The following is a 14,377-nucleotide window of genomic DNA, read 5'->3' as shown; positions in this document are numbered from 1 at the left end:
TCGCCGTACCCGGTCACAGTGACGTGAGATGCCCCGGCTGCTCCGTCCGCCGCGGCAGCAGCACCGGTTCGGCCGTCGCCGTCCCGGGCTCCAGGGCGAGCACCGCCGCCACCGGATGCTCGTCGTGGCCGTCGTGTTCCCGGAGTGGCTCTGGTGCGGCGTGCCGCCCGGGCTCCTCCGTGCGGTCGGGCGCGGGGGCCGCCCGCGTCAGCAGCACCACCCCCGAGGCGGCCAGCGCCGCACCGGCCAGGGCCAGCAGCACCCCACCGGCGCCGCCCTGGAGGCCCTGCCCCAGCAGCGTGAGGCCGATCACCGCGGCGGCCACCGGGTTGGCGAGGGTGACGACGGCGAGCGGGGCGCCGAGGCCGCCGCGGTAGGCCGTCTGCGACAGCAGCAGGCCGCCCACGGCGAACGTGGCGACGAGCACGGCCACGACGATCACCTCGGTGCGGAGCGCCGGTCCGGACCGCTCCGTGGCCGCGACGGTCACCGTCTGGGTGAGCGCGGAGGCGACACCGGAGGCGAAGCCGGACGCGGTCGCGTGCCGCAGGCCCGGCCGGGCGCCGGGCCGGGACAGCAGGCCGATGGCGGCGGCCGTCGTACCGGCGACGGCCAGGGCCTCGGTCAGCGACAGGACCCGGGCGGGCGCGGGGCCGGAGGCGGCGACGAGCAGGGCGCCGAGACCGAGCAGGGTCAGTGCCGTACCGCGCCATTCCACCGCGCTGACCCGCCGGCCGGCCGCCCGCGCACCCAGGGGCACCGCCGCGACCAGGGTGAGGGCGCCCAGCGGCTGGACGACGGTGAGCGGGCCGTACTTCAGGGCGACGACGTGCAGCAGCGCGGCGACGGCGTTCAGGCCTACCGCGGACCACCAGGCGCCGGTGCCCAGCAGCCGCAGCAGCCCGGTGCCGGCGCTGCGCGCGGCGAGGCGCTCCTGGGCGACGGCGGCCAGCGCGTAGGCGACGGCCGACACCAGGGACAGGGCCAGGGCGGTCACCGCCGCGGCGCTCATCGGGCCGCTCCCGCCAGGACGGGCTCCGGCGTGGCGAGTCGGCCGGCGCCGCGCCGGGCCGTGGTGGCCGTGTGCCGCGGCGGATGGATGACCGCGAGGGTCAGGCCGAGCATGGCCGTGGCGACGAGGGCGTCGAGCCAGTAGTGGTTCGCGGTGCCGGTGATCACCAGCAGGGTGAGCGCCGGGTGCAGCAGCCAGAGGGCGCGCCACCGGGAGCGGGTCGCGGCGATCAGGCCGACCGCCACCATCAGCGCCCAGCCGAAGTGCAGTGAGGGCATGGCCGCGAACTGGTTGGACAGGTGGTCGCTGGACGGCGGGCCGTACACGGAGGGCCCGTAGAGGCGAGCGGTGTCCACCAGGCCGGTGCCGGTCAACATCCGGGGCGGGGCCAGCGGGAAGGTGAAAGGCAGCACCAGGGCGGCCGTGGTGACGACGGCGAGGACCCGGCGCGCCCAGACGTAGTGCGCGGGTCGCCGCACGTAGAGCCAGACCAGGAAGGCGAGCGTGGCCGGGAAGTGGACGGTCGCGTAGTAGGTGTTCGCGAGGTGGACGAGGGTGTCGCCGTGCAGCAGCGCGGACTGCACGGCGTTCTCGTGGGGCAGGTGCGCGGCCCGCTCCAGGTGCCACACGCGGCGGGCGTTGTGGAAGGCCTCGGGGGTGTGCCCGGTGGCCAGTCGCCGGCCGAGCTTGTAGACCAGGAAGAGCCCGGCGACCAGCAGGAACTCACGTATCAGGGGCGGGCGTGCCGTGGTGTCCGGCTCCGCCTTCGCCCCCGCAGGCTCGGTTCGGGCATTCATCCCCCGGCCCCTTCGCTGACGGTGGTGCGTGTGGTGGTGCGTGCGTGTCCCGGTGTCGGGTCCTGTCCGGATCCGGAACTGATCGATACGTTTCCGTACCGATACGCCAGTGTACCGATACGGAAGTGTACCGATACGGCTGGGTACCGGTACACTGGCGTATCGATCGAGGTGCGACACACTGGAGACAGGCCGGGACATCCGGCCCGCCGCAGTGGGCCGCGCAGCCGGACAGGCCGCACACGAGTGAGGGGAAGCAGCGCATGACGTCGCAGGCCGCGGACGAACCGGAGACGGTCGTCGCCTCGCGCCGCTCCAAGATCACGCCGGAGCGTGAGCGGGAGTTCTTCGACGCCGTGCTGGACCAGATCCGCGAGTGCGGCTACGACTCCGTCACCATGGAGGGCGTCGCCGCCAGCACCCGGTGCAGCAAGTCCACGCTGTACCGGCAGTGGAAGACCAAACCGCAGTTCGTCGCGGCGGCGCTGCGCGCCAACCGCCGGGTGCGGTTCGCCGGCATCGACACCGGATCGCTCGCCGAGGACCTGCGCCAGGCCGCGCGGGCCACGGGTGACTGGTCCGGCAAGGACACCCGGCTGCTCCAGGCCCTCGGACACGCGGTGACGGCGGACCAGGAACTGGCCCAGGCGCTGCGCGAGGCGCTGGTCCTGCCGGAGATGGCGGAGCTGGAGAAAATGCTCGCCCGGGGCGTGGCCCGCGGCGAGGTCCCCGCGCAGAACCCGGCGCTCGCCTATGTGCCCGCCATGATGTTCGGCGTCCTGCGGGTGCGGCCGGTGCTGTGCGGCCAGTACGCCGACTCCGACTACCTCGCCGGATTCGTGGAGGCCGCCGTGCTGCCCGCGCTGGGACTGACCTGAAGACCCAGGCCGCCGTTCACGGGATGACTGAACGGTGACCTGACCGCGCCGCACCGTGGGGACGGGGGCGGCGCGCACCCCCGGCCGGGGGGGGGGGGGGGGGGGGGGGGGGGGGGGGGCACCCCGGGCCGGGTGGGGTTGCTCTTGAGCGGAGAGGAACCCCACCCGGCCGATCCGATTCTCAGACGTCCTGGCCGTTCCCGGTGCCGGACGAGACCTTGATCCCCTTGACGATCTCGTCGATCACCGACACCCGCTGGCCGACGTCCACGCCGAAACGCACCAGGACGAACTGCCGGGGGTCGTTGGGGGAGGGGAAGGCGACCGACTCGACATAGCCGTCGGCGCCCTTGCTGGTGACGGCCTTCCAGCGGACCAGGTAGCCCTTCTGCCCGGCGACCGTCACCGCCTTGGATGCCAGCACCTTGTGCGAGGTGATGCTCCCGTAGGTGGTACCGCCGTACGAGTCCTTGGCGTTGGCCGCGATGTCCGCCTCGGCGACCTTCTCGGCCGTGTCGGGCCCGCTGCCCAGCCCCATCGCCGGAGCCGTGGAGGCACCGCCCGCGGTGCACGTCTTCGTGGTGTCGCCCGGGCACTTGTACGAGTCGTCGGAGTTCACCACCACGCCGGCGCGGGTCGTCTCCCCGGTCCAGCCCTTCGGCACCGGCAGGCTGATGCCGGTGACCGGGTCGGACACGGTGCCACCGCCCCGGACCTTCGGCGGCCCGGACCGGTCCGGCGACGGCGAGGCCCCGCCGGACCCGCCCGGGCCACCGGAGCCGCCCGGTCCGCCCGATCCCTCGGAGCCGCCCGAACCGCCGGGCCCGCCGAACGGGCCGCCCCCCTCCTGCCCGCCGACCGGGCCCCGCCGCGAGCCGGCGCGGTCGGCGTCACCGCCGCGCCCGGCGAGGAGGTACACGCCCACCCCGATGCTCGCCAGCACCGCGGCCGTCACCGCGACGGCTATGGCCGTGCGCAGACCGCGCCGGGAGCCGGCCGGCGGCTGGGCGGGATACAGCGGATATCCCGTAGGGGAGCCGTATCCCGCCGGGGCGCCGTACCCCGCCGGGGCGGTGGGCGCCGGCCCGGCCGGCTGTCCGGGGTGGGCCGGCGGTGGGCCGCCGTCCGCCGCCGGCTGCGGCGGGGGACCCCACGAGGCGGCCGTGCCGGCGGGGCGGGTCCGGTCCGTCCAGGCCTTGCCGTCCCACCAGCGTTCGGTGGGCGGACCGTCATGCGTCTGCCCGGGGTCGGGGTACCACCCGGGAGGAGTCACCTGCGTCATGTCCCCACCGTATGAGGCGACGGTGAAAGCGGGATGAGAGGATCCGCGGCGGATCCTCTCAATGAGCACATTCCGCCCGGGATTTCTCCGCGCCCCGTTCCCGCGCCTCCCACCGTTCCCGCGCCGCCCACCGTCCCCGCGCCTCCCACCGTTCCCGCGCCTTCCACCGTCCCCGCGCCTCCCCGGCGCCCCGGAGCACCGGAGTTGACGCCCCGTCCGCTGGTCGGGCGGGGCCGGGCGCCGCCGGCCCGCACCCCCGTTCACCCGGCGGGGCAGTACCTGCCGGGACCGGCCACCACGCACCCCACCGGACGGCTACGCTCGTGCTCCGTACGTCGTTCGGGCGACCCGGGGAGGTAACGGATGACGGAGGGACGGCCGTCGGCGGTCGGCTCGGCTCCCCTGTGGGAGCGGGACACCGAGATCGCCACCGTCGTACAGGCGCTCGACGTGCTCTGCGCCGACCGGTCGTCCGCGGGCAGCCTGCTGGTGTTCCGGGGCGACGCGGGCCTCGGCAAGACCGCGCTGCTGGCCGAGACCCGCCGCATCGCCGAACGCCACGGCTGCACGGTCTGGTCCGCGCGTGGCGCCGAGACCCTGAGGTCCGTGCCGTTCAACGTGGTACGGCAGCTGCTCCAGCCCGCACTGCTGTCCTTGCTGCCCGAGGAGGCCCGCGAGTACCTCGGTGACTGGTACGACATCGCCGGCCCCGCCCTCGGTATAACCGATCCGCAGGAGGGGAACGCCGACCCGCAGTACGTCTGCGACGGACTCGTCGCTGCGGTACGCCGGCTGGCCCGCCGCGAATGGCCGCTCGTCCTGCTCCTCGACGACGCGCACTGGGCGGACCAGGAGACCCTGCGCTGGCTCGCCGCGTTCGCCGAACGCCTGGACGACCTGTCCGTCCTCGTCGTGGTCGCCCGCCGCCCGGACGGGATCGGCGGGGACGGCGCCCGCCATCTCGACGCGGTGGCCGCGGCGGGCCGCCCCGTCAGCAACCTCAGAAGCCTCACCCCGGGCGCCACCGCCGGCCTCACCCGCGCCACCCTCGGCCGCCAGGCCGACGACGCCTTCTGCCGCGAGGTGTGGGCCGTCACCGACGGCAACCCCTACGACACCGTCGAACTCCTCGCCAAGGTGCGGGACAGCGAACTCCAGCCGGTCGAGGCACAGGCCGGGGAACTGCGCGCCCTCAACCGCGGCGCCCGCGGCGGCGGACTCGTCGACCGGCTCAAGGCGCTCGGCCTGGAGGCCACCCGGTTCGCCTGGGCCGCCGCCATCCTCGGCACCGGCATCACCGTCGACATGGTCGCCCGCCTCGCCACCATGACCGACGACGTCGCCCGGCACAGCGCCGAACTCCTCTGCAACGCCCGCATCCTCACCCCGCCCGACCCGGCAGGCGGCACCGAACACGAGGACGGCGAGCTGGAGTTCGTCCACCCGCTCATCGCCTCCGCCGTCTACCGGTCCATCCCGCCCGGCGTGTGCACCGCCATGCACGGGGTCGCCGCCCAGATCATCACCGAGCTGGGCCGCGGCGCCGCCGAGGCCGCCCGGCACCTGCTGAAGGTGCACCCGGACGACGACGAGGAACTCGTCCAGCAATTGCGCGACGCCGCCCGCGAGCACCTGGCCGTCGGCGCGCCGGACGCGGCCCGCCGCTGCCTGGAACGCGCCCTGCGGGAACCGCCCCTCCCCGAGGCCCACGCGCACGTCCTGTACGAACTGGGCTGCGCCACCCTCCTGACCAACCCGGCCGTCACCATCGGCCATCTCCAGAACGCGCTCGGCATGCGCGGCCTCGACGCGACCGAGCGTGTCGACGCCGTCGTCCGCCTCTCCCAGGCGCTGCTCCACAACGACCAGCTGGAGGAGGCCGTCCGCACGGTCGAGGCCGAGGCCGCCCGGCACGACGCGGGTCCCGTGCGGATGCGGCTCCAGGCCTTCCAGTTCATGTGGGAGGGCATCCACGGCGAGACCGTCTCCCCGGCCCGCTCCCGGCGCCTGACCGAGCTGGCCGGCACCTGCACCGGCCGCGACAACGCCGAACGCGCCCTGCTGATCCTGCGCGGCTTCGACGCGATGACCCACGGCGAGAGCGCCGACGAGGTCGTCGCCCTGTGCGACCGCGCCCTCGTCAACGGCCGCCTCGCGCCCGGCCTCGGCTGGACCGACCCGGCGTGGGGCATGGAGCTGCTGATGATGCTCGGCAGCGCGTACGCCTACGCCGACCGGCTGGACCGCGCCGAGAGCCTGTTCACCGAGGCCCGGCGCGTCTACACCGCGGCCGGCTGGCGCGGCGGCCACCTCTCCCTGGCCAACGCCTTCCTCGGCCTCGCCTACCGCAGGCAGGGCAGGCTGCGCGACGCCGAGTCCGCGCTGCGCGAGGCCCTGGCCGAACGCGTCGGCCGGCGCCTGCCGCTGTACTGGTCGGCCGTCTGCGGGCTGGTCGACACCCTGCTGGCCCGGGGCCGCGTCGCGGAGGCCTGGTCGGTCGCCGAACAGTACGGCTTCGCGCCGCCGTACCCGTCCACGATCGTGCTGCCCGACATCCGCTCCGTGCGCGGCCGGCTGCTGCTCGCCGTCGGCCGCACCGAGGACGGCGTCAACGAGCTGGAGGCCGCCGAGAAGACCGCCGCCTCCCGCGGCGGCCACAATCCCGTCCTCGCACCCTGGTCCATCGACCTCGCCAAGGCCCTCGCCGGCCAGGACCCGGCCCGGGCCGCCCAGCTCGCGGCCGACGCCCGCCGGCAGGCCGAGCGGTTCGGCACCGACACCGCGATCGGCGAGGCCCTGCGCTGCGCCGCCGCCCTGGCGACGGGCCGGGAGGCGGTACGGCTCGCCGCCCGGGCCGTCACCTACCTGGAGGCGTCGCCCTGCCAGTACGAGCACGCGGCGGCCCGGATCGAGTACGGCATCGTGGCCCGCTCGGCCGCGGAGCTCGACCGGGGCCTGGACCTCGCCCGAGCCTGCGGCGCGGAAGGCCTGACGTCCCAGGCCCGCGAGGCCCTGGAATCGGGACACGCCCTTCCCTGACCCACCGACCGAACCACCGGCCACGTCGACCACCGGCCGCCCGGACCTTCCGGCCGCCCGCGGCTTCCGGTCGGCCCCGAGCGCGGTCGTGAGCCCGACAGCCGCCAAGTGCGCCGCCGGTGGGCGCGTGCGCCTGCTGCCCAGCCGCTCGGCATGCCCCTGGTCGCGGCCGTGGCCGCGGCGGGGGGCCCGGCGCGGGCCGGCCCGAAGCGAGGCCCCCTCCGGGGACCGGAGTGGCGCCGCCGGCCGAAACGCCGGGCAGGACGCCGGTCCGGGCGGCCGGGGCCGGCAGACCGGCCCGCGTGAGTCGTGGTCGGCGGAGTCACGGTCGTGGCGGAGGGGCGGCAGGCGGACGCGACCGGGTTGTGGCTGGCGGACCTGCGCCACCCGGCCGAGCCGCTCGCCGTCCAGGGCTGAGCCCGCCCTCGCACTGCCGGGCCCTCACGCCGCCGGTACGAACACCACCCACACCTGCCCGGTGGCGAAGTCCAGTGGGCTGCCGTCCGGCGCCGTGAACGCCGTACCGGCCGCCGCCGACGGCCGCGACCAGCGGGCGTCGAAGGACCGCCCGTCCCGCAGCACCTCCGCCCGCCCGGAGCCCACCGTCTCGGTGTACGGCGTGTGGTTGCCGAGCGCGTCGTGGTAGCGCGAGGTACGGATCCGCACGTGCTGCACGACCACCGTGGCCGGTGCCGGACCACCGCGCCCGGCCGTGCCGGCCGGCGTGCCGTCCATGGCCACAAGCCATCCCCCGCGCCCCGCCGACCAGGTGAAGGTGAACCGGGCGGCGGGGTAGCGCACGATCCGCGAGGACGCGCGGGTGCCGCCGGAAGGGGCCGGGCCATAACGGAAGCCCGTGCTCAGGGCCGTACCGCCGGGGGCGGAGGGCAGCAGGGCGGCCGGGCGGAGATAGAGATTGTGCGGGGCGGCCCGGCCGGTGTCCCGGCGGTAGGCGCCAGGGGCCTCGTCCGGCGGCTCGGCCCGCAGTGGCGCCCGGGCGATCAGCGGCAGCAGTCTGTGCTGGGCGCCCGAGAAGGCGAGGACCGGCATGCGGAACTGGCGCAGCAGCTCGAGATCGGACTCGCGGGCGCTGCGGACGGGACCGACGGTCCGCGGGAGCCGGGTCGCGTACACCGCCATCAGCCGGCTCAGACCGCCCTCCACCTGCTCCACGTACACCACGTCCGCCGCCTCCAGCCCGGACTGCGGGCGCGCCGCGGGGGCGTTGTCGATCTTCACGGCAAGGGGAGAACCCACCACTGCGGGCGCGGTCGGCGAGGTCGGTGCCGGGGTGCGGTGCGGGGCGCGGTGGTCGTCGTCCCGTCCGTGGCCGGTGCAGCCCGCCGCGAGCGGGGCCGACAGCGCGACCGCCAGCAGCGTGGCCGCCGGTGCGGTGCGCCGTCGACGCGCCCTGTCCCTCGTGTCCACCGCGGGCCCCCCGTCCGTCTTGTCCGATTGTGCGCTCATCGGTTCACAGTGGCCATACCCGGGCGCCCACCTGGAACGGAGCGCGATTCGCCATCGGCGGCGTGGGTACCCGCCCGGCACCGCACACGGGACGCAGGACGCAGCCACACGCGACCGAGGGAGTGCGACCGCATGAAGGCAGTCACCTGGCAGGGCAAGCGCGACGTACGGGTCGAGGATGTGCCCGACCCGAGGATCGAGGAACCCACGGACGCCGTCATCCGGGTCACGTCGACCGGACTGTGCGGCTCGGACCTGCACCTGTACGAGGTGCTGACCCCGTTCATGACCCCGGGGGACATCCTCGGCCACGAACCCATGGGCATCGTCGAGGAGGTCGGTCCGGAGGTGACCGGCCTACGGCCCGGCGACCGTGTCGTGGTGCCCTTCCAGATCGCCTGCGGGCACTGCTTCATGTGCGGCACCGGGCTGCCCACCCAGTGCGAGACCACCCAGGTCACCGGGGAGGGCATGGGCGCCCCCCTGTTCGGCTACACCCGCCTGTACGGCGCCGTCCCCGGCGGCCAGGCCGAGTATCTGCGGGTGCCGCAGGCGCAGTTCGGGCCCATCAAGGTGCCCGAGGGCCCGTCGGACGACCGGTTCGTGTACCTCTCCGACGTGTTGCCCACCGCCTGGCAGGCCGTCGAGTACGCCGCCGTCCCGCCCGGCGGCACCCTGGCGGTCCTCGGCCTCGGTCCCATCGGCGACATGGCCTGCCGCATCGCCAAGGCGCGCGGCGCCGAGCGGGTGTTCGGCGTCGACCTCGTCCCCGAGCGCCTCGCCCGGGCGAAGCGGCGGGGCGTGGAGACGTACGACATCAGGGCCTTCGACAACGAGAAGGCGCTCGTCCACGCCATCCAGGACGAGACCGGCGGCCGGGGCCCCGACGCCGTGATCGACGCCGTCGGCACCGAGGCGCACGGCAGCGCCGCCGCCAAACTCGCCCAGCAGGCCACCGCGCTGCTGCCGCGCAAGATCAGCGGCCCGCTCGCCGAACGCTTCAGCATCGACCGGCTCGGTGCCCTCTACATGGCCATCGACCTGGTCCGCCGCGGCGGCACCATCTCCCTCAGCGGTGTCTACGGCGGCATGGCCGACCCGATGCCGATGCTCACCCTCTTCGACAAGCAGATCCAGCTGCGCATGGGACAGGCCAACGTCCGCCGCTGGAGCGACCAGATCATGCCCTACCTGACGGACGAGGACCCGCTCGGCGTGGACGACTTCGCCACGCACCGGGTGCCGCTGTCGGAGGCTCCGCACGCCTACGAGATGTTCCAGCGCAAGCAGGACGGCGCCATCAAGATCCTCATGCGGCCGTAGCGCGCGGCCGTGGCCCGGCTCCGCCGCGGTCCCGTGCGGCGGTAGCCCGGCTCAGCCGCGGTCCTTCTCGCCGAGGATCTCCGCCAGGTCGTAGCGCACCGGCTCCTCCAGTTGGGCGTAGGTGCAGCTCTCCGGCGCACGGTCCGGCCGCCAGCGGCGGAACCGGGCCGTGTGCCGGAACCGCTGCCCGTTCTCCATGTGGTCGTACGCCACCTCGGCCACCCGGTCGGGGCGCAGCGGCACCCACGACAGGTCCTTCTTGCCGGACCAGCGGCTCGGTGCCCCCGGCAGCCGGGCGCTCTCGTGCGCGGCCTCGTCCGCCCACGCGGCCCAGGGGTGCGCGGACACGTCGTCCATGCGCAACGGCTCCAGATCCTCGACCAGTTCCGCGCGGGTGCGCATCGGGAACGCGGCCGACACGCCCACGTGCTGGAGCCGGCCCCGGTCGTCGTACAGCCCGAGCAGCAGCGAGCCGATCACCGGGCCGCTCTTGTGGAAGCGGTACCCGGCCACCACTACGTCCGCCGTCCGCTCGTGCTTGATCTTGAACATGGCCCGCTCGTCCTGGAGATAGCGCAGGGTGAGCGGCTTGGCGACGACCCCGTCGAGACCGGCGCCCTCGAACTGCTCGAACCACTGCCGGGCCACCTCGATGTCGGTCGTCGCCGGCGCGAGGTGCACCGGCGGGGCCGCCCCGGCCAGCGCCCGGTCCAGCAGGGCGCGGCGGTCGGTCAGCTCCACGTCGAGCAGGGCGTGGTCGTCCAGGGCCAGCAGGTCGAAGGCGACGAAGGAGGCCGGCGTCCGCTCCGCGAGCATCCGCACCCGGGACGCCGCCGGATGGATCCGCTCGGTCAGCGCGTCGAAGTCAAGCCGGCCGCTCCGCGCGATCACGATCTCCCCGTCGACCACGCACCGCTCGGGCAGACGCTCCCTCAGCGCCGCGACCAGCTCCGGGAAATACCTGGTCAGCGGCTTCCCGGTCCGGCTGCCCAACTCCACCTCGGCGCCGTCCCGGAACACGATCGACCGGAATCCGTCCCATTTCGCCTCGTAGTGCATACCCGGCGGGATCTTCGCCACCGACTTGGCGAGCATGGGCTTGACGGGCGGCATGACGGGCAGATCCATGGGTCCGATTCTGCGCGCATACGTACCGGTGCGCCCGGTATGCGCGCCGCGCGGGGTGCGCCTACCGTGGCCGCATGGGCGATGCGGTGGAACTCGAGGTGGGCGGCCGGACGGTACGGCTGTCCAGCCCGGACAAGGTGTTCTTCCCGGAGCGGGGCTTCACGAAGCTGGACCTCGCCCGCTACTACGCCGCCGTCGCGCCCGGCATCCTGCGCGCCCTGCGCAACCGCCCCACCACCCTGGAGCGCTACCCGGACGGCGTCGGCGGCGAGTGGTTCTACCAGAAGCGGGCCCCCAAGGGCATGCCCCGATGGATCCCGACCGCCCACATCACCTTCCCCAGCGGGCGCAGCGCCGACGAGATGTGCCCCACGGAGGAGGCCGCCGTGGTGTGGGCCGCCCAGTACGGCACTCTCACCTTCCACCCCTGGCCGGTGCGCGCCACCGACGTCGACCATCCCGACGAGCTCCGCATCGACCTCGACCCGCAGCCCGGCACCGACTACGACGACGCGGTCCGCGCCGCCCACGAACTGCGAGCCGTCCTGGAGGAGTTCGGCGGGCTGCGCGGCTGGCCGAAGACCTCCGGGGGCCGGGGCCTGCACGTCTTCGTGCCCATCGAGCCCCGCTGGACCTTCACCCAGGTGCGCCGCGCCGCGATCGCGGTCGGCCGGGAGATGGAACGCCGGATGCCCGACCAGGTGACCATCAGATGGTGGAAGGAGGAGCGCGGGCGCCGGATCTTCCTGGACTACAACCAGACGGCCCGCGACCGCACCATCGCCTCCGCCTACTCCGTACGCCCCCGCCCGCACGCCCCCGTCTCCGCGCCCCTGCGCTGGGAGGAGGTCGGCGTCGCCCACCCCCGTGACTTCGACCTCGCCACCATGCCGGCCCGGTTCGCCGAGGTCGGCGACGTGCACGCCGGTATGGACGACCACGCCTACTCCCTGGACGCGCTGCTCGACCTGGCCCGCCGGGACGAACACGACCACGGCCTGGGCGATCTGCCGTACCCCCCGGAGTACCCGAAGATGCCCGGCGAACCGAAACGCGTCCAGCCGAGCCGGGCCCGCCCCGAGCCGACGTCCTGACGGGGAAGGCGCGCGTAGCCACGGTGTACGCGCCCCCCGGCCCGCTCGGCCGAGCCCCTGCCGGCACCGGCCGGGCCGGCGCCCCGCGGCTATCCTGATCGGCAACCGCCGATGAGGAGTCCCGAAGTGACCGAGGCAGTGTCGCGTCCCACGCTGGAGGCCGTGGCCGAGCGGGCCGGCGTCTCCCGGGCCACCGTGTCCCGGGTGGTCAACGGCGGGGACGGGGTCCGCAAGCCGCTCGCCGAGCGGGTGAGGCGGGCCGTGGAGGAACTGGGGTACGTCCCCAACCAGGCGGCGCGCAGCCTCGTCACCCGACGGCACGACGCCGTCGCCGTCGTCATCGCCGAACCCGAGGCCCGGGTCTTCGCCGACCCCTTCTTCGCCCTCCAGCTGCGCGGCATCAGCAAGGAACTGACCGCCCACGACAACCAGCTCGTGCTGCTGCTCACCGAGGGCCGCGACGACCACGCCCGGGTGGCCCGGTACCTCGCCGGCGGCCATGTCGACGGCGCGCTCGTCTTCTCCCTCCACCTGGACGACCCGCTGCCCGGCCTCATCCACGACGCCGGCGTGCCCACCGTGTTCGGCGGCCGCCCCCACCGGGGCGAGCACAGCGGGGCGCAGGACCCGGTTGCCGCGTACGTCGACTGCGACAACCGCGGCGGGGCCCGCACGGCCGTACGGCACCTCGTGGGCCTCGGCCGCCGGCGTATCGCGCACATCACCGGCGCGCTGGACCAGACGTCGGCGGTGGACCGCTTCGACGGCTACCGGGACGTCATGGCCGGCGTCCCGGGCGGGAACGACCCTTCGCTGGTCGTGGAGAGCGACTTCACCCCGGCCGGCGGGGAACGCGCGATGCGGGAGCTCCTCGGCCGCCGCCCGGACGTGGACGCCGTGTTCGCCGCCAACGACCTCTCCGCGCTCGGCGCCCTGCGGGTGCTGCGGGAGAGCGGCCGGCGTGTGCCCGAGGACGTGGCCGTGGTCGGTTTCGACGACGTGATGCCGGTCGCCGAGCAGGCCGACCCGCCGCTGACGACCGTTCGTCAGGACATAGAGGAGATGGGCCGCCTGATGGCCCGCCTCCTGCTCCAGGGCCTGACCGGCGACCGCGGCGAACCGGCCGCGGAGGACGAGCCGCTGCCCCCGGCCGGCGCCCCGGACACGGCCCCGGCGGGAGTCATCCTCCCGACGACCCTGATACGCCGCGCCTCGGCGTGACCCCGGGCCCGGCCGATGCGCCCGGGCCCGGGGTGGCCCGGCGAAGCGCGGTCGGGCCCGGCCGCGGCAGGGCGTCAGGTCTGCGGGGAAGCGCTTCTGATCACGGCGAAACGGGCGCCGTAGGGGTCGGCGAGTTTGGTCATGCGGCCCACGCCGTCCACCGTCGTCGGCGGCATCCGCACCGTCCCGCCGAGCCGCTCCGCCTGCCCGGCCACGGCGTCGGGGTCCTCCACCTCGAAGTACGGCAGCCAGTACGGGCCGTCCTCCGCCTCGGCGGGGGCGTCGGCCAGCGGCACCAGGCCGCCGAACATCGCGTCCTCTCCCGCCCCGGCCGGGTTGACGCAGGTGTACGTCCCGCCCGGGAAGGGCACCGCGTAGGTCTCCAGGCCCAGCACCCGGTGGTAGAAGGCCGCCGCCGCCGCGATGTCCCGGGTGTACAGCTCGACCCAGCACAGCGCGCCCGGCTCGTTCGCCGCGTCCACGCCCTTGGTCCGTCCGGGCTGCCAGATCCCGAACGGCACGCCCGCCTGGTCGGTGAGGACCGCCATGCGGCCCTCGCCCATCACGTCGATCGGCGGGACCAGCACACCGCCGTGGGCCTGTTCGGCCGCCTCGGCGGTGGCCTGCGCGTCCTCGCTGCGGAAGTACACCGTCCAGGCCGGCGGGCCCTGCTCCGGACCGCTCCGCATGCCGCCCGCGACGGTCTTACCGTCCCGCTGGAAGAAGCCGTACCCGCCGGCTTCCGGCCCCGCCGACCGGAACCGCCAGCCCAGGAGGGCGCCGTAGAAGGAGGTGGCGCCATCGATGTCGGGGGTGCCCACGTCGATCCAGTTCGGGGCGCCGGTGACGAAACGGGTGGTGAGCATGCGTGCCCTCCTCGAAAGGGGTCCCGTCCTGTGCACTGCCGAGTCTGGCACCGCCCACTGGCGAGCGCCGCCGGAGCCACGCCGCGCCGGACCCCCGTCCGCTCCCACGCCGCCTTTCTCCCTTGTTCCCGCGCGCCGCCGTGCGCGCGCCGGGCCTCGGGGAGCAGCATCGGGTCCACAGGAACGAGGCGAGGGGGGGGGCGGGCGCGGCGCCGGAACGACGGCGGCGGTGGCGGGCGCGTCGGGTGGCCGGGGACGCCGTTGAGCCGG

The 14,377-nt window shown here is 74.9% G+C and carries 11 protein-coding genes; 5 read left to right on the top strand and 6 right to left on the bottom strand.

Going from position 1 to position 14,377, the window contains the following annotated elements:
• Positions 1-13 precede the first annotated feature (13 nt).
• Positions 14-1,012, bottom strand: a complete 999-nt coding sequence (locus ACGFT1_RS32950; protein ID WP_373912648.1) for a hypothetical protein — start codon at positions 1,010-1,012, stop codon at positions 14-16.
• Positions 1,009-1,809 carry a phosphatase PAP2 family protein gene (locus ACGFT1_RS32945; protein WP_373912647.1) on the bottom strand — a complete coding sequence of 267 codons (801 nt, stop codon included), beginning with the start codon at positions 1,807-1,809 and terminating at the stop codon, positions 1,009-1,011. The genes ACGFT1_RS32950 and ACGFT1_RS32945 overlap by 4 nt, the downstream gene beginning before the upstream one ends.
• A 263-nt stretch (positions 1,810-2,072) precedes the next feature.
• Between ACGFT1_RS32945 and ACGFT1_RS32940 the strand changes: the two genes are divergently transcribed.
• Positions 2,073-2,687 carry a TetR/AcrR family transcriptional regulator C-terminal ligand-binding domain-containing protein gene (locus ACGFT1_RS32940; RefSeq protein WP_373912646.1) on the top strand — a complete coding sequence of 205 codons (615 nt, stop codon included), beginning with the start codon at positions 2,073-2,075 and terminating at the stop codon, positions 2,685-2,687.
• 181 nt (positions 2,688-2,868) lie between these two features.
• Here ACGFT1_RS32940 and ACGFT1_RS32935 read toward each other — a convergent pair whose 3' ends face one another.
• Positions 2,869-3,969: a DUF2510 domain-containing protein gene (locus ACGFT1_RS32935; protein WP_373912645.1), complete on the bottom strand. Its 1,101-nt coding sequence runs from the start codon at positions 3,967-3,969 to the stop codon at positions 2,869-2,871.
• 363 nt (positions 3,970-4,332) lie between these two features.
• Between ACGFT1_RS32935 and ACGFT1_RS32930 the strand changes: the two genes are divergently transcribed.
• A complete protein-coding gene (locus ACGFT1_RS32930) occupies positions 4,333-7,008 on the top strand; it encodes an AAA family ATPase (protein WP_373912644.1) in 2,676 nt (891 codons plus the stop codon).
• Between the two features lie 441 nt (positions 7,009-7,449).
• On the opposite strand, the gene ACGFT1_RS32925 is transcribed toward ACGFT1_RS32930, so the two are convergent.
• Positions 7,450-8,475, bottom strand: a complete 1,026-nt coding sequence (locus ACGFT1_RS32925; RefSeq protein ID WP_373912643.1) for a DUF3048 domain-containing protein — start codon at positions 8,473-8,475, stop codon at positions 7,450-7,452.
• A 132-nt stretch (positions 8,476-8,607) separates the two neighbouring features.
• On the opposite strand from ACGFT1_RS32925, the gene ACGFT1_RS32920 reads away from it, so the two are divergent.
• Complete coding sequence (locus ACGFT1_RS32920) at positions 8,608-9,798, top strand: zinc-dependent alcohol dehydrogenase (protein WP_373912642.1); 1,191 nt, start codon at positions 8,608-8,610, stop codon at positions 9,796-9,798.
• A 51-nt stretch (positions 9,799-9,849) separates the two neighbouring features.
• Here ACGFT1_RS32920 and ACGFT1_RS32915 read toward each other — a convergent pair whose 3' ends face one another.
• Complete coding sequence (locus ACGFT1_RS32915) at positions 9,850-10,926, bottom strand: ATP-dependent DNA ligase (protein WP_373912641.1); 1,077 nt, start codon at positions 10,924-10,926, stop codon at positions 9,850-9,852.
• 74 nt (positions 10,927-11,000) lie between these two features.
• On the opposite strand from ACGFT1_RS32915, the gene ligD reads away from it, so the two are divergent.
• Both ligD and ACGFT1_RS32905 read left to right on the top strand, forming a co-directional pair.
• Positions 11,001-12,020 (top strand): non-homologous end-joining DNA ligase, encoded by a 1,020-nt coding sequence (gene ligD, locus ACGFT1_RS32910; RefSeq protein WP_356820301.1) that lies wholly within the window; start codon positions 11,001-11,003, stop codon positions 12,018-12,020.
• A gap of 126 nt (positions 12,021-12,146) precedes the next feature.
• Entirely contained in the window at positions 12,147-13,241 is a 1,095-nt protein-coding gene (locus ACGFT1_RS32905) for a LacI family DNA-binding transcriptional regulator (protein ID WP_373912640.1), read from the top strand.
• A gap of 74 nt (positions 13,242-13,315) precedes the next feature.
• Here ACGFT1_RS32905 and ACGFT1_RS32900 read toward each other — a convergent pair whose 3' ends face one another.
• A complete protein-coding gene (locus tag ACGFT1_RS32900) occupies positions 13,316-14,107 on the bottom strand; it encodes a VOC family protein (protein WP_373912639.1) in 792 nt (263 codons plus the stop codon).
• Positions 14,108-14,377 lie beyond the last annotated feature (270 nt).

It is taken from the genome of Streptomyces sp. Y20, from assembly GCF_043195475.1.
Classification (GTDB): domain Bacteria; phylum Actinomycetota; class Actinomycetes; order Streptomycetales; family Streptomycetaceae; genus Streptomyces.
Note: the sequence above shows the minus strand (reverse complement) of the source record. Positions and strands in the feature narration are given on the sequence as shown.

Coding starts and splice junctions, on each gene's coding strand:
- ACGFT1_RS32950 (WP_373912648.1), bottom strand. CDS start 1,012: ATGAGCGCCGCGGCGGTGACCGCCCTGGCCCTGTCCCTGGTGTCGGCC.
- ACGFT1_RS32945 (WP_373912647.1), bottom strand. CDS start 1,809: ATGAATGCCCGAACCGAGCCTGCGGGGGCGAAGGCGGAGCCGGACACC.
- ACGFT1_RS32940 (WP_373912646.1), top strand. CDS start 2,073: ATGACGTCGCAGGCCGCGGACGAACCGGAGACGGTCGTCGCCTCGCGC.
- ACGFT1_RS32935 (WP_373912645.1), bottom strand. CDS start 3,969: ATGACGCAGGTGACTCCTCCCGGGTGGTACCCCGACCCCGGGCAGACG.
- ACGFT1_RS32930 (WP_373912644.1), top strand. CDS start 4,333: ATGACGGAGGGACGGCCGTCGGCGGTCGGCTCGGCTCCCCTGTGGGAG.
- ACGFT1_RS32925 (WP_373912643.1), bottom strand. CDS start 8,475: ATGAGCGCACAATCGGACAAGACGGACGGGGGGCCCGCGGTGGACACG.
- ACGFT1_RS32920 (WP_373912642.1), top strand. CDS start 8,608: ATGAAGGCAGTCACCTGGCAGGGCAAGCGCGACGTACGGGTCGAGGAT.
- ACGFT1_RS32915 (WP_373912641.1), bottom strand. CDS start 10,926: ATGGATCTGCCCGTCATGCCGCCCGTCAAGCCCATGCTCGCCAAGTCG.
- ligD (WP_356820301.1), top strand. CDS start 11,001: ATGGGCGATGCGGTGGAACTCGAGGTGGGCGGCCGGACGGTACGGCTG.
- ACGFT1_RS32900 (WP_373912639.1), bottom strand. CDS start 14,107: ATGCTCACCACCCGTTTCGTCACCGGCGCCCCGAACTGGATCGACGTG.